16 protein-coding genes and 2 riboswitches are annotated in these 21,800 nt (G+C 63.1%); of the genes, 11 read left to right on the top strand and 5 right to left on the bottom strand.

Going from position 1 to position 21,800, the window contains the following annotated elements:
* Nucleotides 1-100: 100 nt before the first annotated feature.
* Complete coding sequence (locus tag V1293_RS35720; RefSeq protein WP_334516465.1) at nt 101-1,306, bottom strand: TrmJ/YjtD family RNA methyltransferase; 1,206 nt, start codon at nt 1,304-1,306, stop codon at nt 101-103.
* Nucleotides 1,307-1,909: 603 nt separating this feature from the next.
* On the opposite strand from V1293_RS35720, the gene V1293_RS35715 reads away from it, so the two are divergent.
* From V1293_RS35715 to V1293_RS35705, 3 genes are all read left to right on the top strand, one after another.
* Nucleotides 1,910-3,124 (top strand): NADP-dependent isocitrate dehydrogenase, encoded by a 1,215-nt coding sequence (locus V1293_RS35715; protein ID WP_334516463.1) that lies wholly within the window; start codon nt 1,910-1,912, stop codon nt 3,122-3,124.
* Nucleotides 3,125-3,376: 252 nt separating this feature from the next.
* The gene (locus V1293_RS35710) at nt 3,377-3,949 is read left to right on the top strand and encodes a DUF3455 domain-containing protein (protein WP_334516461.1); all 573 of its coding nucleotides are present in this window, start codon (nt 3,377-3,379) and stop codon (nt 3,947-3,949) included.
* A 102-nt stretch (nt 3,950-4,051) separates the two neighbouring features.
* Complete coding sequence (locus V1293_RS35705) at nt 4,052-4,558, top strand: DUF3455 domain-containing protein (RefSeq protein WP_334516459.1); 507 nt, start codon at nt 4,052-4,054, stop codon at nt 4,556-4,558.
* A 56-nt stretch (nt 4,559-4,614) separates the two neighbouring features.
* Here V1293_RS35705 and V1293_RS35700 read toward each other — a convergent pair whose 3' ends face one another.
* A complete protein-coding gene (locus V1293_RS35700) occupies nt 4,615-5,295 on the bottom strand; it encodes a DUF2270 domain-containing protein (RefSeq protein WP_334516457.1) in 681 nt (226 codons plus the stop codon).
* A gap of 256 nt (nt 5,296-5,551) precedes the next feature.
* Nucleotides 5,552-5,851, bottom strand: coding sequence for a septal ring lytic transglycosylase RlpA family protein (locus V1293_RS35695; protein ID WP_334517061.1), 300 nt, complete (start codon nt 5,849-5,851; stop codon nt 5,552-5,554).
* A gap of 491 nt (nt 5,852-6,342) precedes the next feature.
* Between V1293_RS35695 and V1293_RS35690 the strand changes: the two genes are divergently transcribed.
* Entirely contained in the window at nt 6,343-6,804 is a 462-nt protein-coding gene (locus V1293_RS35690; RefSeq protein WP_334516456.1) for a hypothetical protein, read from the top strand.
* Nucleotides 6,805-7,630: 826 nt separating this feature from the next.
* Here the strand turns inward: V1293_RS35690 and alaS are convergent.
* Nucleotides 7,631-10,306 carry an alanine--tRNA ligase gene (gene alaS / locus V1293_RS35685; RefSeq protein WP_334516454.1) on the bottom strand — a complete coding sequence of 892 codons (2,676 nt, stop codon included), beginning with the start codon at nt 10,304-10,306 and terminating at the stop codon, nt 7,631-7,633.
* 213 nt (nt 10,307-10,519) lie between these two features.
* Nucleotides 10,520-10,610, top strand: a riboswitch (glycine riboswitch).
* A 3-nt stretch (nt 10,611-10,613) separates the two neighbouring features.
* Nucleotides 10,614-10,692, top strand: a riboswitch (glycine riboswitch).
* A gap of 55 nt (nt 10,693-10,747) precedes the next feature.
* Here alaS and gcvT point away from each other — a divergent pair.
* The 3 genes from gcvT (at nt 10,748) to gcvP (ending at nt 15,311) form a co-directional block, all read left to right on the top strand.
* A complete protein-coding gene (gcvT, locus tag V1293_RS35680) occupies nt 10,748-11,893 on the top strand; it encodes a glycine cleavage system aminomethyltransferase GcvT (protein WP_334516452.1) in 1,146 nt (381 codons plus the stop codon).
* Between the two features lie 24 nt (nt 11,894-11,917).
* Complete coding sequence (gene gcvH, locus V1293_RS35675; RefSeq protein ID WP_334516450.1) at nt 11,918-12,283, top strand: glycine cleavage system protein GcvH; 366 nt, start codon at nt 11,918-11,920, stop codon at nt 12,281-12,283.
* Between the two features lie 154 nt (nt 12,284-12,437).
* Nucleotides 12,438-15,311 carry an aminomethyl-transferring glycine dehydrogenase gene (gene gcvP / locus V1293_RS35670; protein WP_334516448.1) on the top strand — a complete coding sequence of 958 codons (2,874 nt, stop codon included), beginning with the start codon at nt 12,438-12,440 and terminating at the stop codon, nt 15,309-15,311.
* A 254-nt stretch (nt 15,312-15,565) separates the two neighbouring features.
* Here the strand turns inward: gcvP and recA are convergent, their stop codons facing one another.
* Nucleotides 15,566-16,654 (bottom strand): recombinase RecA, encoded by a 1,089-nt coding sequence (recA, locus tag V1293_RS35665; RefSeq protein WP_214488537.1) that lies wholly within the window; start codon nt 16,652-16,654, stop codon nt 15,566-15,568.
* 295 nt (nt 16,655-16,949) lie between these two features.
* Between recA and V1293_RS35660 the strand changes: the two genes are divergently transcribed.
* The 4 genes from V1293_RS35660 (at nt 16,950) to V1293_RS35645 (ending at nt 20,937) form a co-directional block, all read left to right on the top strand.
* Entirely contained in the window at nt 16,950-17,165 is a 216-nt protein-coding gene (locus tag V1293_RS35660; protein WP_334516446.1) for a hypothetical protein, read from the top strand.
* A gap of 71 nt (nt 17,166-17,236) precedes the next feature.
* A complete protein-coding gene (gene istA / locus V1293_RS35655; RefSeq protein WP_334507423.1) occupies nt 17,237-18,778 on the top strand; it encodes an IS21 family transposase in 1,542 nt (513 codons plus the stop codon).
* Between the two features lie 19 nt (nt 18,779-18,797).
* Nucleotides 18,798-19,559 (top strand): IS21-like element helper ATPase IstB, encoded by a 762-nt coding sequence (gene istB, locus V1293_RS35650; protein WP_334507425.1) that lies wholly within the window; start codon nt 18,798-18,800, stop codon nt 19,557-19,559.
* A 1,198-nt stretch (nt 19,560-20,757) separates the two neighbouring features.
* Nucleotides 20,758-20,937: a hypothetical protein gene (locus tag V1293_RS35645; protein WP_334516445.1), complete on the top strand. Its 180-nt coding sequence runs from the start codon at nt 20,758-20,760 to the stop codon at nt 20,935-20,937.
* Nucleotides 20,938-21,800 lie beyond the last annotated feature (863 nt).

The following is a 21,800-nucleotide window of genomic DNA, read 5'->3' as shown; positions in this document are numbered from 1 at the left end:
CACCTCCCGTTCGCGTATTCGATTGGACTGCAGGGGCAAGCTTATCCCGTTTGCGCGCTCGGGGACAGGGAGCGCCGGCCGGCTTGCCCGATAGGCCCGCCTAGCTGCGCGCGAGCAGCTTCGCCTCGAGCCGCACGAGTTCCGCCGCCAGATCGCGCTCGACATCGTCAACCCGCATCTCGATCACGCGGTAATCGCGTGCCTCCAGCCACGTCTTCCGCCCGGCGCGGTCGGCGACGATCGCCTCCGACTCGTTGGCGTTGACCAGTTCGATCGCCAGCCGGTGCACGAAGGAGACGAAATCCGGAATGTGGCGCCCGACAGGGGTCTGACGCTTGAATTGCCCGGCGAAGCGGCGGTCGCGGGTCAGCGCCTGCCACAGGACCCGCTCGGCATCGGTCGGGTTCCGCCGCAGCAGCCGGGCGAGCCCGCGCACGGTCGAGCTGTCACCGGGCGCCGCCGGCCCTTGCCCGTGCTCGGCCAGGAGCGCGCGCAGCCTTGTGGCCTGTTCGCCGTCGAGCACGCCGCCCTTGGTCGGCCCCTTGCGCCCTTCCGCGATCGCCATCACCACCCCGTGCAGGGTGTGCATGTCCTGCTTGGTCGGGTCCATCCGGGTAAAGATGTTGCGCAGGTTCACCAGCATGGTCTCCCGCTTTTCACGCGGGCGCAGGAATTCGACCTTGTCGAGTTCGCGGACCAGGTTGTCGAAGAAGGCCTGCATCTGGTGCTGCGAGGCCGGCTCCGACCGCTCGGGCATCGCGAAGGGCAGGTCACCGCCGGTCGACAGCTTGAACCACTCATAGCCGATCAGCAGCACCGCCTGCGCCAGGTTCAGCGAGGCAAAACCCGGATTGACCGGAAAAGTGATGATCCGGTTGGCGAGCGCCACCTCCTCGTTCTGCAGGCCGTAACGCTCGCGGCCGAACAGGATGCCGGCCCCGCCACCGCCGCCGACATGGGCCACGATCTCGGCCGCCGCTTCCACCGGGGCGACCACCGGCTTGGCCTGGTCATGGGCGCGGGCCGTCGCAGCAAACAGCAAGGTCAGGTCGGCGACCGCCTGCTCGACGGTGTCGAACAACTGCGCCTGTTCCAGAATCTGGTCGGCGCCGGCCGCCGCTCGTTGCGCGGCGATGTTCGGCCAGCCGTCGCGCGGGTTGACGATTCTCAGACGAGAAAGCGCAAAATTGCCCATCGCGCGCGCCGCCATGCCGATATTCTCACCGAGCTGCGGCTCGACGAGGATCACAACGGGTCCGGCTAAGTCCCAACCAGACTTGGTTTTATCGGTGCCCGAACCGGACATTCGTGACTTCACTTTCTGATTCAAGTTCTGGAGATTTTGGATCGGCCTGCAGAACGCCTGATCAAAACCTCATGGTTGGCCGCTTTTCACCAAAGCGGCCAGAATTCTCAAGTAAAATAACGAGGTTAGTGCGATTGTTTGGCGCCCGGTCAAAGCTTGAAAAGCGCTCCTTGCGGTGAAGTACGCTCAAATTGCCAAATCAGGACGTACCTCTTGATTTTCTGAAATTTCGAGCGAGCACAACAAGCACCAGTCGCTGGAGAACTGGCAGCGTATTCGCGCGGTGTTGAACGAGCATTGGGATCCCCTCGGCGTCGCGGACCAAGTGGCGGACTAAAGGACGCTCAGGACACATAGATGAGCTACCTGGCGGCGGACCGGCTCCAGCCTGCCGGGCGCCCTGATCTGCGGGCTGTTCGTGACCTGTGGTGGCGGGAACGGCGACCCAGGCGGCGTTCTGACCTGCGGCAATCTAATCTAAAGGATGGGCTTAAACTGCATAACGGCTTGGCTTTCGCCGGCCGGTTTGCGGTGCTATAGGCCCCGTATAATCACTCCACCCCGCCGAAACGCGCGGTTTTCCGAGAAAAGGCCCCCTCCATCATGGCAAAAATCAAGGTGTCCAACCCCGTCGTCGAACTCGATGGCGACGAGATGACCCGGATCATCTGGCAGTACATCAAGGACAAGCTGATCACCCCGTTCCTCGATGTCGAGCTTCTGTATTTTGACCTCGGAATGGAGTACCGCGACCAGACCAACGACCAGGTCACGATCGACGCCGCCAACGCCATCAAGAAGGTCGGCGTCGGCGTCAAATGCGCCACCATCACCCCCGACGAGGCCCGGGTGAAGGAATTCGGCCTGAAGGAGATGTGGAAGTCGCCGAACGGCACCATCCGCAACATCCTCGGCGGCGTGATCTTCCGCGAGCCGATCATCTGCAAGAACGTGCCGCGCCTCGTCCCCGGCTGGACCAAGCCGATCATCATCGGCCGCCACGCCTATGGCGACCAGTACCGCGCCACCGACTTCAAGTTCCCCGGCAAGGGGACGCTGTCGATGAAGTTCGTCGGCGAGGACGGTACCGTGATCGAGCGGGAAGTGTTCAAGGCCCCCGGCGCCGGCGTCGCGATGGAAATGTACAACCTCGACGATTCCATCATCGACTTCGCCCGCGCCTCGCTGAACTACGGCCTGTTGCGCGGCTATCCCGTCTACCTCTCGACCAAGAACACGATCCTGAAGGTCTATGACGGCCGCTTCAAGGACATCTTCCAGGACATCTACGACCGCGAATTCAAGAAGGAATTCGAGGCCAAGCGGCTCACCTACGAACACCGCCTGATCGACGACATGGTCGCTTCGGCGCTGAAATGGTCCGGCGGCTATGTCTGGGCCTGCAAGAACTACGACGGCGACGTGCAGTCGGATACGGTTGCCCAAGGCTACGGCTCGCTCGGCCTGATGACCTCGGTGCTGCTGACGCCCGACGGCAAGACGGTGGAAGCCGAAGCCGCCCACGGCACGGTGACCCGGCACTACCGCGAGCACCAGAAGGGCAAGGAGACCTCGACCAACTCGATCGCGTCGATCTTCGCCTGGACCCGCGGCCTGTCCCACCGCGCCAAGCTCGACAACAATCCGGAACTGGCGAAGTTCGCCGACACGCTGGAAAAGGTCTGCGTCGCGACCGTCGAGGAAGGCTACATGACCAAGGACCTCGCGCTTTTGGTCGGCGCCGACCAGCGCTGGCTGTCCACGACCGGCTTCCTCGACAAGGTTTCGGACAACCTCGCCAAGGCGATGGCGGCCTAAAGCCGCCTTTCACAACTCCCACCACATCATTGCCTCCGACAAACGCGAAGCGTTTGCGCAAGGGGGCAGAGCGACGAACAATCCATGTCTCCGTTTGGGGCACGATGGATTGTTCGGAGCCTGTCGTCGGGCGCGCGTTCGCGCGGCCCGTTGGCTCGCAGTGATAGAGCATGATCCGGAAAAGTGGACACCGGTTTTCCCTCGCGACAAACGCGGAACGCGTTTGCGCGGAGATCATGCTCAAACAAGAAGATGATCGACGAGCATGATTCAACTCAGTTGAAGCATGCTCTAGAAAACCAACGACGGAGCATTACCGTGTCGTTCCCTAAGAACGCCGTACTCACTGCCATCTTTCTCACCGGGTCGCTCGTCAACGCGACCGCCCAGACATCCCTTCCCGAGGCCATCGCAGCTCCGGGTGAAACAGCAATGCTCAGGCTGCATGCCGAAGGCGCGCAGGTCTACGAATGCAAGACCAGCGCCGACGGCGCACTCGCCTGGGCGCTTCGCGAGCCGATCGCGACGCTTTTTTTGGACGGTAAGACGGTCGGTCGGCATTATGCCGGACCGAACTGGGAGTACATCGACGGCAGCGCGGTGGTCGGCGAGGTCGTCGGCACGGCCCCAGGCACCGTCGCGAACGACATTCCCTGGCTGAAGCTCGGAGTGACTTCCCGGCGCGGCAGCGGTGTCCTCAGTCCGGCGACGACAGTGCAACGGATCAACACGGTGGGTGGAAAGCTCAATGGCGCCTGCTACAAGGCAGGCACCTATGAAAGCGTGCCCTACTCGGCCGATTACGTGTTCCTGCGCAAGGGCTGATACGACGCTACCAACCGGAGGTTTCGGACAACCTCGCCAACGCGATGGCATAATTGGCTGATAATGGTGTTGGTCCTTCGGGGCCAACACCATGGATTCATGATGCCGACTATCCGGAATACCGCACTCGCTCTGCTTCTAGCGTCGGCGTCAGTTTTCGGCGCCTCCGCCCAGACGCCTCTTCCCGACGCCATCGCGGCGCCCGGCGAAACGGTCGTGCTTACGCTCCACGCCGAGGGCGCGCAGGTCTACGAATGCAAGGCTGCCAGCGACGGCAAACTGGCCTGGGCATTCCGCGAGCCGATCGCAACCTTGCTGCTCGATGGCAAGACCGTCGGCCGGCACTACACAGGACCGAACTGGGAGCACATCGACTCCAGCGCCGTCGTCGGCAAGGCGGTCGGCAACGCGCCCGGCGCGACAGCGAACGATATCCCCTGGCTGAAGCTGACCGTGACGTCCGGGCGCGGCACCGGCATCCTCTCCGGCGTCACTACCGTGCAGCGGATCAATACGGCGGGCGGCAAGCTCGAGGGCGACTGCGACAAGGCGGGCAGCTATCGCAACGCGCCCTACTCCGCGGATTACGTGTTCCTGCGCAAGGGCTGAACGCGTTTTCCGTCATGGTCGGGACAGTTGGCGCGAAGACACGCTTCGCGCTATCGCTAACCCATCGCCACCTTGTCGCCCGCGGCCCCGTGCTCGCGTTTATCAAGCCACATCGTGCCGAGCGCGAACGCCAGCCAGCCGAAATTGTAGGCAAAGCCAACCATCAGAACGACCCAGCCGGGGATCGGTCCGACGGCGGCGCGATCGACAAATTCCGCCAGGGTCGACGCAGGCGTCGGATGGATCGCGATCTTGCCGTAATAGGCAATCACCTGGACGGCGAGAATCCAGACGTAGTTGCGACGCAGCCGCCGTCCCGCCGCGCGGACAAACGAAATGTGGTGGCGCGGCGCAGTGTAGTCGCGCCCGAGAATCACCTGCCAGCTGTCGTCGCGGGCTTCACCGGTGAATATTGGCGCGTAGAAATTCATCTCCATCCATCGAGCGCGGGCGCGCCAGACATTGAAGTAGCGATAACGTCGCGCCTCCATGCCGAGAAACACGGCGATGAGCAGGCCTACGAGCAGGAGTGGCAGGGGTGAAGCCTCCGGACTCGAAAAGGTCGTCGACAAGGCGATGCCCATTGTGACGATCGCCCAGTTGGTCGTATTGTCGAGCCGCGTTCTCCAGATCGTCGAACGGTAGACTTCGCCGCGGTAGAGATGAGCGATGGCGCCCATTTCAGCAGAATTGAACGTGTGTTGGCGGTGTGTTTCGCTGGAAGCCGTAATAGACATGGCGGCACTCCGGTTGTCCGAACCGCGGATCACCAGCGTTGACCGGGAGAGTCCATATCATCAACGCCGATGAACCTATCCGGAATTGTGAGGGCGCAACTATGCTCGCCCTGAGGCCGAATTAGCAACAGGCCGAGCAATAGAACCGTGCATCGCACTCTCCCGACCCGGCGTCCGCTGTCGGTCATTCGCTCGCTTTGGCGCCGTCAGGCCCGCCGGCCTGCACGGCGCGGCTTGCTACTTGTACTCTTCTATCTCAGCGGAGGGAGACCATCACAGTCCCGCTCATGCCAAGCACACGGGCGGCCGCAGTGGATAGGTCGATGCACCGTCCCTTCACGAACGGACCACGATCATTTATCCGGACGGTGACGCTTCGCCCGGTCGAATGCGAAGTGACTGTGACGTGAGAGCCGAATGGTCTGGCGCGATGCGCCGCGGTCATCGCGTTTGGATTCATCCGCTCGCCCGATGCGGTACGGCCGCCGCCGTAGCCATAGCGAGAAGCAGCACAGGTTTCGGCGAATGCCGGTACAGATAAGCAGGTGATCGCCATGGCGGCGCATATCGGGCGGATCATCGTCCCCTTCCAGGATCGAGGCTCAACTGCCAACTTTTCCCGTGCCTCTGGGTTCCCGCAAGAGAATCAAAATGACGAAAGCGGCACCGCATACCGCGCAACGGAATCATCTGAGCGCAGGAGAACGGCTCGTCAGAACGGGCGTGGGATCATCGTTCGATCGACCTGGAGTGCTCTGTCTGAAACCCGACGGGTCGCGGCGCTTCAAAGTTCTTCATTGACGCCCGGACAATCAGAGTCCCTACCGCTTGGCCCCAAGATACGTCGTCCATACGGCGCTGGCTAACGTCTGGGATGTCTTCCGGGCGCATGCCTTTTCGACTTCCGCCACGATCGACGACATACTGATCTTCGGCTGTGTTTGGCCACTCGCCGCGGCAACGTAATTAAGTCCCGTCCAGAAACCGTGAATCCAGACCGTCCCCTCCAATAGACGCTCTTCCGTAGACCGCCAGTGAGCGCAACTCATGCTCCCCACTCCGATCATCTCGACTGAAACCTTGGCGTCCTGCGCCGAAGCCACGCAGACCGAGGCACCGAAGACGATCGACGCCAATAGAGATCGCTTTATCATCCACCAGATCATCCTGGCACCTCTCGCCCGAACGCCAAAAATCGGCTGTCGTGTAAGTCCAGCGATCGGGTTATCTGCAGGAATGCCGCTACCAAATGATGCCCGCAACGTCCGCGGCGCCATCGCGCGTTCGATCAACGTGGATTCCCTCCAGCATCACCACGAATTTGGCTGCAGCGTGACGAATGAATGTGGCGTCAGCCTTCTACCGCTCCCATTTGCAGGCGCGATGGATGCGCCAGGATCACATCCTGCTCGGCTTGATTGGCGCGCCTCAATCGATGTCCGCTACTTCTGCACCAAATTCCGCAGCGCGTGCGATGTGCCAACAGGCAACATCGCAGGCTTGTCCTGATATGAACGAGGCCGCCAACCAAGGCGACCTCCGGGATGACCGGTGCGCGGGTGCTGCCGAGCGATGCCGGACCACTCTGCAACACCAAGAATTAGCGACCTTCAAAAGCGACCTCTACAGGTCTCGCGATATCTGCGGCAATTTCCTTCGCCTCGTTCGCCCAACTCATCCTTGTTGAGGCAAGCCTGTCTTAGTTCGCCGCACACGTCGCGCCGAACTGGCCTTTGGCAGGTCTCCCGGTATCTGCGGCAATTTCCTTCGCCCCGCTCCCCTAGCGCATCCTTGTTTTCGCAGGCACGCCGCAATTGCTCGCATTGTCCTCCTCGACCGTCGTACACTCGGACGCCTCCCGGTCCAACCTCAATCGATTGGGAAAAGGCCGAGATCGGAATTACAAAAAGAGCAGCTGCCGCTGCGGCGCCGAACGCATAGTTGCGCATTCCATTCAACATTTCCCGATCCTCCAGTTGCTATGTACGGATGAACAGAGAGGCCGCTTGGACGGCCTCACTCTTGTCGATGGAAACGGACGGAGCGGGCGTTATCGCTTCTCGCCATCGTCTCCAATGTGAGTGTGTCCTTGCGTAGGTAACTAAGCGGCGTGGAGTCGGTTCCACGGCCGGGTAGTTTCTGTTCCTGGGGGAGACCCTAAAGGGTTGATGTGAACGCCGGCCGAACGAGCAGTTCAGAGATTGTTTATTTCGAGCTCACCGAGATTCGCCTTCAGGCGCGCGACTTCCAGTCCCGGTCGCTTGCGACCGGGTCGAGCCAGCAGCATTCGGGCCGTGTTATGTGCTTATGAGTCCACGCGCTGGCTTGTCGGCGCTCAGGCGCCGGCCATCGCCTGTTCGATCGCCGACAGCGCGGCATTCGCCTTGGCGCCGTCGGGGCCGCCGGCTTGCGCCATGTCGGGCCGGCCGCCGCCGCCCTTGCCGCCGAGCGCTTCGGAACCCTTGCGCACCAGCTCCACGGCGTTGAAGCGCGCCGTGAGATCGGCAGTGACGCCGACGACGAGGCCGGCCTTGCCGTCCTCGGTGACGCCGACGATCGCGACCACACCGGAGCCGATCTGCTTCTTGCCGTCGTCGACCAGGCTCTTGAGGTCCTTGGTCTCGACGCCCTCGACCGCACGCGCCAAAAGCTTGACGCCGCCGGCTTCGCGCACGCCGCCGGCCACCGCCCCACCATCGGTTGCGCCGCCGCCCATGGCGAGCTTCTTGCGCGCGTCCGACAGATCGCGTTCGAGCTTCTTGCGCTCTTCCATTAGCGCCGCGATGCGCGCCGGCATGTCGTCGACCGAGGTGCGCAGCTCCGACGCCGCGGTCTTCGCGATCGCCATCGTATCGTTGGCGTGCTTGCGCGCATGACGCCCGGTCAGCGCCTCGATGCGCCGCACGCCGGAGGCCACCGCGCTTTCGCCGGTCACCGAAATCAGGCCGATATCGCCGGTGCGGCGCACATGGGTGCCGCCGCACAGTTCGACCGACCAGCCGAGTGCGTTCTGGCCCTGCTCGCGCGGGCCCTTCCCCATCGAGACCACACGGACCTCGTCGCCGTATTTTTCACCGAACAGGGCGCGCGCGCCGGCTTCGCGGGCATCATCCACCGCCATCAGCCGCGTCGTGACCTCGTCGTTTTCGAGCACGACTTCGTTCGCGATATCCTCGACGCGGGCGAGCTCTTCCGCCGTGATCGGTTTTGGATGCACGAAGTCGAAGCGCAGGCGGTCCGGCGCCACCAGCGAGCCACGCTGCGCGATATGGTCGCCGAGCACCTGCCGCAGCGCCTCGTGCAACAAATGCGTCGCCGAGTGATGGGCGCGGATCGATGAACGCCTGCTGTGATCGACTTCGAGCTGCAACGGAGTGCCGACTTTCAGCGTGCCCTGCTCCACCGTGCCGATGTGCACGAAGAGATCGCCGGCTTTCTTCTGGGTGTCCGTGACACGGAACTTGACGCCCTCGCCGGTCAACAGGCCGGTGTCGCCGACCTGACCGCCGGACTCCGCATAGAACGGCGTCTGGTTCAGCACGATCGCGCCGCTCTCGCCCGTCTTCAGGCTGTCGGCATCCTTGCCGTCCCTCACCAGCGCGGTCACGACGCCTTCGGCGCTCTCGGTATCGTAGCCAAGGAACTCAGTGGCGCCGAGCTTCTCGCGCAGCGGAAACCAGACGTTCTCACTTGCCGTATCGCCCGAGCCCGACCACGACGCGCGCGCCTTGGCCTTCTGCTTTTCCATCGCGTCGGTAAACGAAGCCTGATCGACGCTGATGCCACGCGACTTCAGCGCATCCTGCGTGAGATCCAGCGGGAAGCCGTAGGTGTCGTACAGCGTGAACGCGGTATCGCCGTCGAACATGTCGCCCTTCTTCAGGCCAGCGCTCTTCTCGTCGAGGATCGACAGGCCGCGCTCCAGCGTCTTGCGGAAGCGCGTCTCTTCCAGCCGCAGCGTTTCCTCGATCAGCTTTTCGGCGCGCACCAGCTCGGGATAGGCCTGGCCCATCTCGCGCACCAGCGCCCACACCAGCCGATGCATCAGCGGCTCGCGCGCGCCAAGGAGCTGCGCGTGGCGCATGGCGCGGCGCATGATCCGGCGCAGCACATAGCCGCGGCCCTCGTTGGACGGCAGCACGCCGTCGGAAATCAAAAACGACGAGGCGCGCAGATGGTCGGCGATCACGCGCAGCGAGGCCTTCTGCTCGCCTTGCGGGTCGGCGCCGGTCAATTCCGAGATCGCGCGGATCAGGGCGACGAACAGGTCGATATCGTAGTTGTCGTGCTTGCCTTGAAGAACGGCCGCGACGCGCTCCAGCCCGGCGCCGGTGTCGATCGAGGGCTTTGGCAACGGGTTGCGCTCGCCGCCCTCGAGCTGCTCGAACTGCATGAACACGAGATTCCAGATCTCGATGAAGCGGTCGCCGTCCTGCTCGGCAGATCCCGGAGGCCCGCCCCAGATCTTGTCGCCGTGATCGAAGAAGATTTCCGAGCACGGGCCGCAGGGACCGGTGTCGCCCATCTGCCAGAAATTGTCGGAACCGGCGATGCGGATGATGCGCGACTCCGGGAGCCCTGCGATCTTCTTCCAGAGATTGAAGGCCTCGTCGTCGTCGATATAGACGGTCGCCGTCAGCTTATCCTTCGGCAGGCCGAATTCCTTGGTGACCAGGTTCCAGGCAAGCTCGATCGCGCGATCCTTGAAATAATCGCCGAACGAGAAATTGCCGAGCATCTCGAAAAAGGTGTGATGCCGCGCGGTGTAGCCGACATTGTCGAGGTCGTTATGCTTGCCGCCGGCGCGCACGCATTTCTGCGAGGTGGTGGCGCGCTGGTAGGGCCGCTTCTCGACGCCGGTGAAGACGTTCTTGAACTGCACCATGCCGGCATTGGTGAACATCAGGGTCGGGTCGTTGCGCGGCACGAGCGGCGACGACGGCACGATCTCGTGGCCGTTCTCCGCAAAGAAATCCAAGAATTTCGACCTGATCTCGTTGACGCCGCTCATGTTCATCCAATCGGAAAATAGGGCCGGGTCCGGTTGCAAATAACCTTAATCTTCCGGCGGAACGCTTTTAGACAAGGCGGCCTGCGGTGTCCAGAAACTGTGCAGGCGGATCATAGGCTTGCCGCAGCACACAAGATGGGCGCGCACATCCCGTTGATAATGCTGCGGCTGCGTTGACAGGCTTGGCAGGGCTGTGTTTCCCTCTTATCTGTAAGACGTCACGTCGGGAGAGATCGGCTTAAGCGCCGGCGCCGAAGGAGCAACCGCCCCGGAAACTCTCAGGCAAACGGACCGCGTGACGAAATAGCATCTGGAAAGTGACGCCGGGCAGCTTGGGCCCAGGGCGTCCGCCGACGGGATAATACTCTCAGGCACAGCGACAGATGGGGCTTTCTTTGGGTTTTTCGGGGGTGGTCTCCGGAACCCATGAGGGCCTGACGGATGCTGGCACACGACGAATCTCCCTTTAAACGCACCCCGTTGCACGCGCTCCATCTGGCGCGCGGCGGCAAGCTGGTTCCCTTCGCGGGCTATGAGATGCCGGTGCAATACCCGGCCGGCGTGCTCAAAGAACACCTGCACACGCGAAGCGCCGCCGGGCTGTTCGACGTCTCCCATATGGGCCAGCTCGCGCTGCGTCCCAAATCAGGCCAGGTCGCGGATGCGGCGCTGGCGCTGGAGCGGCTGGTGCCGCAGGACATCGTCGCGGTGGCGCCGGGGCGGCAGCGCTACGCCCAGTTCACCAACAATGACGGCGGCATTCTCGACGATCTGATGGTGGCGAATTTCGGCGACCATCTGTTTCTGGTCGTCAATGCCGCCTGCAAGGCCGAGGACGAGGCGCACTTACGCGCGCATCTCTCCGAGACCTGCGTCATCGATTCGCTGACCGATCGCGCGCTGATCGCGCTGCAGGGGCCGAAGGCGGAATCCGCGCTGGCGAAATTTTGTGCAGACGCCTCGGCGATGCGGTTCATGGATTCCGGCCCGCGCAAGGTTGCCGGCTTCGACTGCTTCGTCTCGCGCTCCGGCTATACCGGCGAGGACGGCTTTGAGATTTCGGTTCCGGCCGGACAGGCCGAAGCGCTGGTGACGGCGCTGCTGGAAAACCCCGAGGTACTCCCGATCGGGCTCGGGGCCCGCGACAGCCTGCGGCTGGAAGCCGGCCTTTGTCTCTATGGCCACGACATCGACATCACGACGACGCCGGTCGAGGGCGCGCTGGAATGGTCGGTGCAGAAGAGCCGCCGAAATGGCGGCGCCCGGGCCGGCGGATTTCCCGGTGCGGAAAAAATCCTCTCGCAGTTTGAAAAAGGCGCATCTCGCCGCCGCGTTGGCTTGCGCCCCGAAGGCCGCGCGCCGGTGCGCGAGGGCGCGCTGCTGTTTTCGGATGCGGCTTCAAGCGAGCCGATCGGCAAGGTCACCTCGGGCGGCTTCGGCCCGAGCCTCAATGCGCCGGTCGCGATGGGCTACCTGCCGACATCGCTCGCCGCCAACGGCACCCAAATATTTGCCGAGGTTCGCGGCCAGCGCCTGCCGCTGCAGGTCGCGGCCATGCCATTCGTTCCCAACACCTACAAACGCTAGTTCTGCAAACGCTGAGGAAGCTTCATGACGACGTTGTTCACATCAGACCACGAATGGCTCCGCATCGAGGGCGATGTCGCCACCATCGGCGTCACCGATTACGCGCAGTCCCAGCTCGGCGATGTCGTGTTCGTCGAACTGCCCAAGGTCGGCCGAGCCTTGAAGAAGGCCGAAGCCGCCGCCGTGGTCGAATCGGTCAAGGCCGCCTCCGACGTCTACGCGCCGATCTCGGGCGAGGTGCTGGAGGTCAACGAAGCGCTCGCCGCCGAGCCCGCGCTGGTGAATTCCGACGCCGGCGGCAAGGCCTGGTTCTTCAAGCTCAAGATCGCCGACAAAAGCGAACTCGGCGGCCTGATGGATGAGGCCGCTTACGCCAAGCACACGGCGTGAGGTGATGAACCACTTTACGACCACACACTCACTGTCATCGCCCGGCTCGACCGGGCGACCCAGTACGCCGCGGCCTATCGGCCTAATCGCCGGCTTCCCGGCGTACTGGATGCCCCGCCTTCGCGGGGCATGACAATCAACCAGGGAAACTGCGATGAACGCGCCGCTCAAGACTACCACTGAGGCCGCCACCGATTTCGTGCGCCGGCATATCGGCCCCTCGCCCCGCGACATCAGTGCGATGCTGGACAGCGTCGGCGCGAAGAGCCTAAGCGAACTGATGGGCCAGACGCTGCCGTCCTCGATCCGGCAGAAGGCCGCACTCGATCTCGGGCCGGCGTTGAGCGAAACCGAAGCGCTGTTGCATATGCGCGAGCTGGCCGCGCAGAACCAGGTGTTCACCTCGCTGATCGGCCAGGGCTATTCCGGCACCATCCTGCCCGCGGTGATCCAGCGCAACATTCTGGAGAACCCGGCCTGGTACACGGCCTACACGCCGTATCAGCCGGAGATCAGCCAGGGCCGGCTGGAGGCGCTGTTCAACTTCCAGACCATGATCTGCGACCTCACCGGGCTCGACGTCGCCAACGCCTCGCTGCTCGATGAAGGCACGGCTGCTGCCGAAGCCATGGCGCTCGCCGAGCGCGCGGCGCAGGCGAAATCAAAATCGTTCTTCGTCGATTCAGAGGTGCATCCGCAGACGCTCGCGGTGCTGCGCACCCGCGCCGAGCCGCTGGGGTGGAATCTGATCGTTGGCGATCCCGTCACCGATCTCGACACGGCCGAAGTGTTCGGCGGCCTGTTGCAGTATCCGGGCACATCAGGCGCGGTGCGCGACCTCAGGCCCGCGATCGCAGCGCTGCGCGCCAAGGGCGCGCTTGCGGTGATCGCCGCCGATCTGCTGGCGCTGACGCTGATCGCCTCCCCCGGCGAGCTCGGCGCCGATATCGCCATCGGGTCGGCGCAGCGCTTTGGCGTGCCGATGGGCTATGGCGGCCCGCACGCGGCCTATATGTCGGTACGCGACGCGCTGAAACGCTCGCTGCCCGGCCGCATCGTAGGCCTGTCGGTGGATTCGAAGGGCGCGCCGGCCTATCGGCTGGCGCTGCAGACCCGCGAGCAGCACATCCGCCGCGAAAAGGCCACCTCCAACATCTGCACCGCGCAGGTGCTGCTGGCGGTGATCGCCTCGATGTATGCGGTTTATCACGGCCCGGAGGGGCTGACGCATATCGCGCGAACGGTGCACCGCCGCGCCGCGGTGCTGGCGGCAGGCTTGCGCAAGCTTGGCTTTGCATTGAAGAGCGAGACGTTCTTCGACACCGTGACGGTGGATGTGGGTACCAGACAAGGCGAGATCGTCGTCCGGGCGCATGCTGAAGCAATCAATCTGCGCATCGGTGAAGGCCGGCTGGGCATCGCGCTGGACGAGACCACGACGCAAGCGACCGTCGAAGCGGTGTGGCGCGCGTTCGGCGGCAAGCTGAGCTATGCCGACATCGAGGTCGGCGCGCGCGAGACGCTGCCGGCGGGGCTGAAGCGCGACAGCGCCTTCCTCACCCATCCGGTGTTCCACGCGCACCGCTCCGAGACCGAACTGCTGCGCTACATGCGCAAGCTCAGCGATCGCGACCTCGCGCTCGACCGCGCCATGATCCCGCTGGGCTCCTGCACCATGAAGCTCAACGCGACCACGGAGATGATTCCATTGACGTGGCCTGAGTTCGGCAGCCTGCATCCGTTCGCGCCGTCCGAGCAGGCCAAGGGCTATCATGTGTTGTTCAGACGGCTTGAGAAAGCGCTGTGCGACATCACCGGCTATGACGCGATCTCGCTGCAGCCGAATTCGGGCGCGCAGGGCGAATATGCCGGACTGCTCGCGATCCGGGCCTATCACGCCGCCCGCGGCGAGCCTCATCGCAAGGTGTGCCTGATCCCCTCCTCCGCCCACGGCACCAATCCGGCCTCCGCCCACATGGCCGGCATGGAGGTGGTGGTGACCGCCTGCGACGCGCGCGGCGATGTCGACGTCGACGACCTCCGCGCCAAGGCGGAGAAGCATTCGAAAAACCTCGCCGCCGTCATGATCACCTATCCCTCGACGCATGGCGTGTTCGAGGAGCACATCCGCGATATCTGCGACATCGTTCACGGCCATGGCGGCCAGGTCTATCTCGACGGCGCCAACATGAACGCGCAGGTCGGGCTGTCGCGACCCGGCGATTACGGCGCCGATGTCTCCCACCTCAATCTGCACAAGACCTTCTGCATCCCGCATGGCGGCGGCGGCCCGGGCATGGGGCCGATCGGCGTCAAGGCCCACCTCGCGCCCTATCTGTCGGGGCATCCCGCAACCGATGGCACGGAGCCGGCTTCCGTCGGGCCGGTGTCGGCGGCGCCGTTCGGCTCAGCGTCGATCCTGACGATTTCCTACATCTACATTTTGATGATGTCGGGCGAAGGATTGAGGCGCGCCACCGAGATCGCGATCCTGAACGCCAACTATATCGCGAACCGGCTCGATCCGCATTTCCCGGTGCTCTACCGGAACGCAAAAGGCCGCGTCGCCCATGAATGCATCGTCGATCCCCGTGCGCTAAAGACGACCAGCGGCGTTACCGTCGACGACATCGCCAAACGCCTGATCGACTATGGCTTCCACGCGCCGACCATGAGTTTCCCGGTGCCGGGCACGCTGATGATCGAGCCGACCGAATCGGAATCGAAGGCGGAGCTGGATCGTTTTTGCGACGCCATGATCGCGATCCGAAGCGAGATCACGGAGATCGAGGCCGGCCGCTGGAAGGTCGAGGCCTCGCCGCTGCGCCACGCCCCGCACACCGTGCACGACATCGCCGACGATGCGTGGGCCCGCGCCTATAGCCGAGCCAAGGGTTGTTTCCCCGACGGCGTCTCGCGCACGGACAAATACTGGAGCCCGGTGGGTCGGGTCGACAATGTCTATGGCGACCGCAATCTGGTGTGCTCGTGCCCGCCGGTCGCGGACTACGCGCAAGCGGCTGAGTGACGGCCGAAAGGCCGTCATTCCGGGGCGCGCTTTAGCGCGAACCTCAGATGTGCAACTACGCATCGGGGAATCTCGAGATTCCCCGATGCGTAGTTGCACATCTGAGGTCTGGTCCTTCGGACCATCCCGGAATGACGGCGCAAATAGACAAATAATTCGCGGAAACAAAACGGGCGCTGAAGACGTCGGCAACTCAACGTCCGCAGCGCCCGTCTGTCGCGTTTCAAGCCTTATCGGCCTGAAGCGTCGGAAACTTATTCCTCCGCCGGCTCCTCGCCATCGGCGTCGCGCTCGGCGGGGCCGGCGAGGATCTGCTCGGCGATCAGGCCGGAGTTCTGGCGGATCGCCGTCTCGATCTTGGCGACCATGTCGGGATTGGCCTTGAGAAACGCTTTTGAGTTCTCGCGTCCCTGCCCCAGCCGCTGGCTGTCATAGGAGAACCAGGCGCCGGATTTTTCGACGATGCCGGCCTTGACGCCGAGATCGAGGATCTCGCCCATCTTGGAGACGCCCTCGCCATACATGATGTCGAACTCGACCTGCTTGAAGGGCGGCGCCAGCTTGTTCTTCACCACCTTGACGCGGGTGGTGTTGCCGACGACTTCGTCGCGCTCCTTGATCGCGCCGATGCGGCGGATGTCGAGGCGGACGGAGGCGTAAAATTTCAAGGCATTGCCGCCGGTGGTGGTTTCCGGCGAGCCGTACATCACCCCGATCTTCATGCGGATCTGGTTGATGAAGATCACCATGGTGTTGGACTTGTTGATCGAGGCGGTGAGCTTGCGCAGCGCCTGGCTCATCAGCCGCGCCTGCAACCCCGGCAGCGCATCGCCCATCTCGCCCTCGAGTTCGGCCTTCGGCACCAGGGCGGCCACCGAGTCGACCACCAGCACGTCGACCGCGCCGGAGCGCACCAGCGTGTCGCAGATTTCCAGCGCCTGCTCGCCGGTGTCGGGCTGCGAGATCAAGAGTTCGTCGATGTTGACGCCGAGCTTGCGCGCATAGACCGGATCGAGCGCGTGTTCGGCGTCGATGAAGGCGCAGATGCCGCCCTTCTTCTGCCCTTCCGCCACCGTGTGCAGCGCCAGCGTGGTTTTGCCCGACGATTCCGGCCCATAGATTTCGACCACCCGCCCCTTCGGCAACCCGCCGACGCCGAGCGCGATATCGAGTCCAAGCGAGCCCGAGGAAATGGTCTCGATGTCCATCGAGCGGTCGTTCTTGCCCAGCTTCATCACCGAGCCCTTGCCGAACTGGCGCTCGATCTGGGAGAGCGCGGCGGACAGGGCCTTGGTCTTATCCATGGAGGATCCTTCAACGATACGCAGGGCAGTGGCGGACATAATACGTGCTCCTTATGGCGGGGATTCGCGAGCGGGACAAACGGGCGGTGGCAGGTTTCGGGATTCGATGGCGTATAGGAATCCTGTACCACCTTTGTTCCATGTTCGCAATATGTTCTTTTCGCGAAGGTCGGTACTGTCCGTATTCCGAGCCCCGTGTCCTAATTCAGAGTTAGCGGTGTCCTAATTTGTGAATTGTTCACCTGGGAACGGATCGCCCGGCGACGGCATATTAGGATCGGTATTTCCTCAAAACCCTGCGGTTAGGACCCGCAAAAAACTACGAGGTTGTGTCATGAAGCGTCGCCGTTTCAAGCAGACTCAATCCCTTGAAGAACGACTTGCCAAAGAGGCGAAGCGCCTACGCAAGGAAGCCAAATTGCTTCCACCTGGCGCTGTATGCGGAATCCGAGGCAAGGCGGCCACCGATTCCGACGGAAAGCGGTCACCGATTCCGATCGAAAGCGGCCAGCCAATCCGAACGAAGGCGGCCACCCTGTTGATAGGGTGAGACGGGGCGCGTTGTCGGCAATCTGAACGGGGCAAGGTCCTCCTTTTGCGGTCCACGCAATGGGAGGTCTGATGCCCGCCGAGAGATTGCCGATGCGGAAGATTCGAGAAGTTCTGCGCCTGAAGTATGCCTGTGGGGCGAGCGATCGGGTGATCTCCCGATCGGTCGGGATCGGCCGCACGGCGATCGCGGAGTATGTCCGCCGCGCCGCGGTGATCGGCATCACCTGGCCGATACCGGAGGAGCTCGACGACACCGCGCTGGAGCGCAAGCTGTTTGCGCCGGCTGGCTATAACCCACCGCGATCGAAGCCGCTTCCGGAGTGGGGACAGATCCATGCCGAGCTGCGCCGCCGCGGCGTGACGCTGGCGCTGCTGTGGGAGGAATACCGCGGTCATCATCCCGACGGCTACGGATACAGCCGGTTCTGCGACCTCTACGTCGAATGGCGCCACGGGGTCACGGCGACCATGCGACAGACCCACGCGGCCGGCGAAAAGCTGTTCGTGGACTTCGCCGGCGATACCATGCCGGTGTTCGACGGGCTCACCGGGGAGGTGCGCGCCGCCAAGATCTTCGTCGCGGTCATGGGAGCGTCGAATTACACCTTTGCCCAAGCCCGGTTCAGCGAGACGCTGCCCGACTGGATCGGCGCCCATGTGGATGCGCTTAGCTTCCTGGGCGGGGTGCCGAAGGCGCTCGTCTGCGACAATCTGAAGGCCGGGGTGACGGTGGTGAGCCGCTACGAGCCGGGCGTCAACCGGACCTACCAGGATCTCGCCGCCCATTACGGCACCACCATTATGCCGGCCCGGCCGCGCAAGCCGCGCGATAAGGCCAAGGTCGAGGCGGCGGTTCTTATCGTCCAGCGATGGATTTTGGCCCGGCTGCGCAACCGGCGCTTCTTCTCGCTCGCCGAGTTGAACGTCGCGATCCGCATCCTGGTCGACGAACTCAACGCCCGCCTGATGCGCAAGCTCGGTGCCAGCCGCCGCGAGTTCTTCAACACCATCGATCGTCCGGCGCTGATGCCGCTGCCGGCCGAGCCCTATCAGTACGCCGAATGGCGTCGTGCCCGCGTGGCACCGGATTACCACGTCGAAGTTCAGGGACACTTCTACTCGGTGCCATCCCGCCTGATCCGCCAGGTCGTCGAGGTGCGGGCCACCGAGGCTACCATCGAGGTGTTCCATCGCGGCACCCGCATCGCCAGCCACGCCCGCTCGGGCGTGAAGCGCCGCCACACCACGATCCCCGAGCACATGCCGAGCGCGCATCGCCGATACGCCTTCTGGACGCCGGCGCGTCTGCTGGCCGCCGCCGAGCAGATCGGTCCGTCCACGATCGCGCTGTGCGAGGCGATCATGCGGACAAAGCCGCATCCCGAGCAGGGCTTCCGATCCTGTCTCGGCATCCTGCGGTTGGAAAAGACCTATGGGACGCAACGTCTCGAAGCCGCATGCCGCCGTGGGATCAGCATCGGCTCAGCGAGCTATCGGTCGATCGCCTCGATCCTCAAGACCGGCCTGGACAAGGCCTTCCTTCCCGACACCACCCCCGACGCCGATCCCATCCAGCACGGCAACATCCGTGGCCGCGGCTACTACCACTGACCAGCAACAAGGAGACCTTATGCTCAGCAACCACACCCACGAACGTCTCGCCGCTCTCGGGCTCGCCGGCATGGCCAAGGCCTTCGATGATCAGCAACGCCAACCGGACGTCACCGCGCTGACCTTCGAGCAGCGCCTCGGCCTGATGATCGATCGCGAAGCAACCGAGCGAGAGAACAAAAGGCTCATCGTGCGCCTGAAGTTCGCCTCGCTACGGCAGACCGCAATCGTCGAAGATGTCGATCTGCGCGCTCCGCGCGGCATCGACCGCGCCTTCTTTGCCAAGCTCGTCGATGGCGATTGGATCGGCCGCAAGCAAAATTTGCTCATCACCGGGCCGACCGGCGTCGGCAAGAGCTGGATCGCCTGCGCGCTCGGCCACAAGGCATGCCGCGATAATCGATCGGTCTTATACCATCGCCTGCCAAGGCTGTTCGAAGCTCTGGCCCTTGCCCGCGGCGACGGACGCTACGCGCGGCTCCTTAAGACGCTATCGAGGGTCGATTTACTCATCCTGGATGATTGGGGCCTTGCCCCGCTTACTGGCGAGCAGCGCCGCGATCTCCTCGAAGTCGTCGACGATCGCCACCAGCGTGGATCGACCATCATCACCAGCCAGGTGCCGATCGAGCATTGGCACGAGGTCATCGCCGACCCGACCATCGCCGATGCCGTCCTCGATCGCCTCGTCCACAACGCTCACCGCCTCATCCTCAAAGGAGACAGCATGCGAAAAATAGCTGCCCAACGTGCCAATCTTGACGCCGCCAAGAAAAGCTGACCCAACTCCTCACGCCGGCAACGACACCCCGGCCGCCTTCGTCGGAACAGGTGGCCGCATTCGATCGGACCGCATGGTCGCGTTCAATCGGAATCCCTGGCCGCAATCCCCGGAATCCGCAGCTGTACGAGAGGCGCTTTTGCGCAGAGCCCGCCAAGCCGAAACCGGCTCGCATATGAGCGAATGGCTTTCGTCGCCGGGGCTTCAACCATCAAAGCACGTCTAGAAGTAAGGCTGCGTTACGTGTTCTGTTTTGACCAGACGCCCTTCCGGGGCGTGGTTCGATGCCAGGCGGCCTCTGGACCTCCATCATGATCCGGTTTTTGATTGTCGTCGCGGACCACCCCGCTTGACGCATTCATTGATTTTATTGTCCATAACCTCGACCTCGGCGTTAGCAGGTATATTGCAGTGACTGGTCGGGCTAGGGGGGAGCGCCATCCGGCAATCAGGTCCCTTCATTTCCGCGCGGACGGCGGCGCGGCATTGATAACCCAGTGACTCCGCCAGGGCGGCTCCATCCAAAGCTGCAAACGCCATACAGATTGCCGAACCTGTGATGAAACTCCTGGTTGAGAGAGACTTCATGGGCGTTGCCTCATCTTGTTGTGAGGCAGTCAAGCCTAAGCCCAAAATCAAATTGGGCCACCGTTAACTGCAAAACTGTAACTGCAAAACCGGCCACCAGGGGTCGAAACAGGCCAGCACCGCGAGGGGCGCTTTCCGCCTGCCGCCAAGCAGGGCGCGATCTCGCATTTCCCCGGCTGGAACCGTCCAACTACGCAACCATACGGAGGTGACCCGCCAAACAAGTTCTGCATATTCCCGTGTATGGGCCGACATATCCTTTTCAAATGCCCTCGGCTGGGCACCAATGTGCAGCATTGGCTTCCGGCAACCTCGCCGGAGGACGAGGCCAGTTCCAATTCCCATGTTTCCGTCATCTGCCTCGCCTGTACCCGGCTTCATTTCATCCACAAGAGAACCGGAAAACTCCTGGGCGAGGACTGACGCCGCGAACCCGGCGCACGCCTCCGGCCCTGCCCTTTTGTGCCCGGCGCCGAACGCCCGCCGGGTTCCATTTCCTGGCGCTGCCTCAAGTTCACTTTTGTACCTTTTGTCCGGAACGGATTCCGCCGCAGTGCGTAATCGGAGCGGAAGCGACTGAGAGTAACGGGTAGTAACGGGGAACCAGATTGTGGCGGGAAAAAAATATCTAACGGAACAAGCAGCAACCTTTTTGAAGTTTGCAATGGCCACCACGGATCCGGACGTCGCCGCAGGCTTTCTCGAAAAGGCCGCCGACCTTTCGGCCAGGAGTGAAGAGGCGCCGGACGCCAGCCCCCGGCCGCCTGATGTAGAGCAGCCGGAAAGCTAGCTCTCGCGATGAGGCCGCCGGACAGGGCGGCCTCATTGTTATTCATGCCCAATCGAGACCTGACGGCGTCACTTACAATTTCAGGTACAATTTTAGGCGTGCTTGCAGTTTCACCTGAACCGTCCGTCAAGACGCGCACGCTATGTCTTGCTGCATGCACATACAGGCCGCCGTTACCCACGAACCCTCCCTGCCGATGCTTCAACAGCTTGGCGCCCATCTCCTCACATGGCTCGTGAGCCTCAACCGCGCTCCGGAGCCCTCGCGGGTGCCGCCGCCGGTCCGGCCGGACGCGCCGTCGAGAACCCATATGCCACCGCGGCAGCCTTATCCAACGCGCCAGGAATAGGCGCGCGCAAGGCCCCGTTTCAGCGCGCGGATTGCCCGGCAATTTCGTCCGGGGCCGTTGAACCTTTTTCGTTCCGCCCAGACAAAATCTTGCCTGGGACATTGCATCACTCGGGGATTAGGCCTGCGCCGCCAAGCGACCATATTCCGCTTGCGCGGCGTAGTGCTTTTTGCGCGCACGGCAACGGGCCGGGAATTCGAAGGCGCGCGCGGGGTTGAAGCGCTTACAGGGGAATTTCTGCCGTGCCGGGGCGCGGCAACGATATTCGTCAGCGCATGAGCCATGGAACTTTGAGGTTCCGCTCCCGTTATGCAGAGGAACGGGAAAACGCAGCGCGCCAACTGACGTTCTGATTGGGGTTCGCACGGGCTTTTTCGGGGCTATTCCCGGCCCCTTTCCGCTCCCTTCGCCGGTCCAACCGGCGCACAAGTCTCGCATAGTTTTATAGTTGTATTGATTTATCGCAACAACCTTAAGTATGAAGGATTTGAAGCGGTTTGGGGCCGCGGCGGGA

Origin of the sequence: Bradyrhizobium sp. AZCC 1693, assembly GCF_036924745.1 — a bacterium.
GTDB lineage: Bacteria > Pseudomonadota > Alphaproteobacteria > Rhizobiales > Xanthobacteraceae > Bradyrhizobium.
Note: the sequence above shows the minus strand (reverse complement) of the source record. Positions and strands in the feature narration are given on the sequence as shown.

Bases quoted from the DNA above. Each gene is read 5' to 3' on its own strand.
- V1293_RS35720 (WP_334516465.1), bottom strand. From the start codon at position 1,306: ATGTCCGGTTCGGGCACCGATAAAACCAAGTCTGGTTGGGACTTAGCC.
- V1293_RS35715 (WP_334516463.1), top strand. From the start codon at position 1,910: ATGGCAAAAATCAAGGTGTCCAACCCCGTCGTCGAACTCGATGGCGAC.
- V1293_RS35710 (WP_334516461.1), top strand. From the start codon at position 3,377: ATGATCGACGAGCATGATTCAACTCAGTTGAAGCATGCTCTAGAAAAC.
- V1293_RS35705 (WP_334516459.1), top strand. From the start codon at position 4,052: ATGCCGACTATCCGGAATACCGCACTCGCTCTGCTTCTAGCGTCGGCG.
- V1293_RS35700 (WP_334516457.1), bottom strand. From the start codon at position 5,295: ATGTCTATTACGGCTTCCAGCGAAACACACCGCCAACACACGTTCAAT.
- V1293_RS35695 (WP_334517061.1), bottom strand. From the start codon at position 5,851: ATGGCGATCACCTGCTTATCTGTACCGGCATTCGCCGAAACCTGTGCT.
- V1293_RS35690 (WP_334516456.1), top strand. From the start codon at position 6,343: ATGCTCCCCACTCCGATCATCTCGACTGAAACCTTGGCGTCCTGCGCC.
- alaS (WP_334516454.1), bottom strand. From the start codon at position 10,306: ATGAGCGGCGTCAACGAGATCAGGTCGAAATTCTTGGATTTCTTTGCG.
- gcvT (WP_334516452.1), top strand. From the start codon at position 10,748: ATGCTGGCACACGACGAATCTCCCTTTAAACGCACCCCGTTGCACGCG.
- gcvH (WP_334516450.1), top strand. From the start codon at position 11,918: ATGACGACGTTGTTCACATCAGACCACGAATGGCTCCGCATCGAGGGC.
- gcvP (WP_334516448.1), top strand. From the start codon at position 12,438: ATGAACGCGCCGCTCAAGACTACCACTGAGGCCGCCACCGATTTCGTG.
- recA (WP_214488537.1), bottom strand. From the start codon at position 16,654: ATGTCCGCCACTGCCCTGCGTATCGTTGAAGGATCCTCCATGGATAAG.
- V1293_RS35660 (WP_334516446.1), top strand. From the start codon at position 16,950: ATGAAGCGTCGCCGTTTCAAGCAGACTCAATCCCTTGAAGAACGACTT.
- istA (WP_334507423.1), top strand. From the start codon at position 17,237: ATGCCCGCCGAGAGATTGCCGATGCGGAAGATTCGAGAAGTTCTGCGC.
- istB (WP_334507425.1), top strand. From the start codon at position 18,798: ATGCTCAGCAACCACACCCACGAACGTCTCGCCGCTCTCGGGCTCGCC.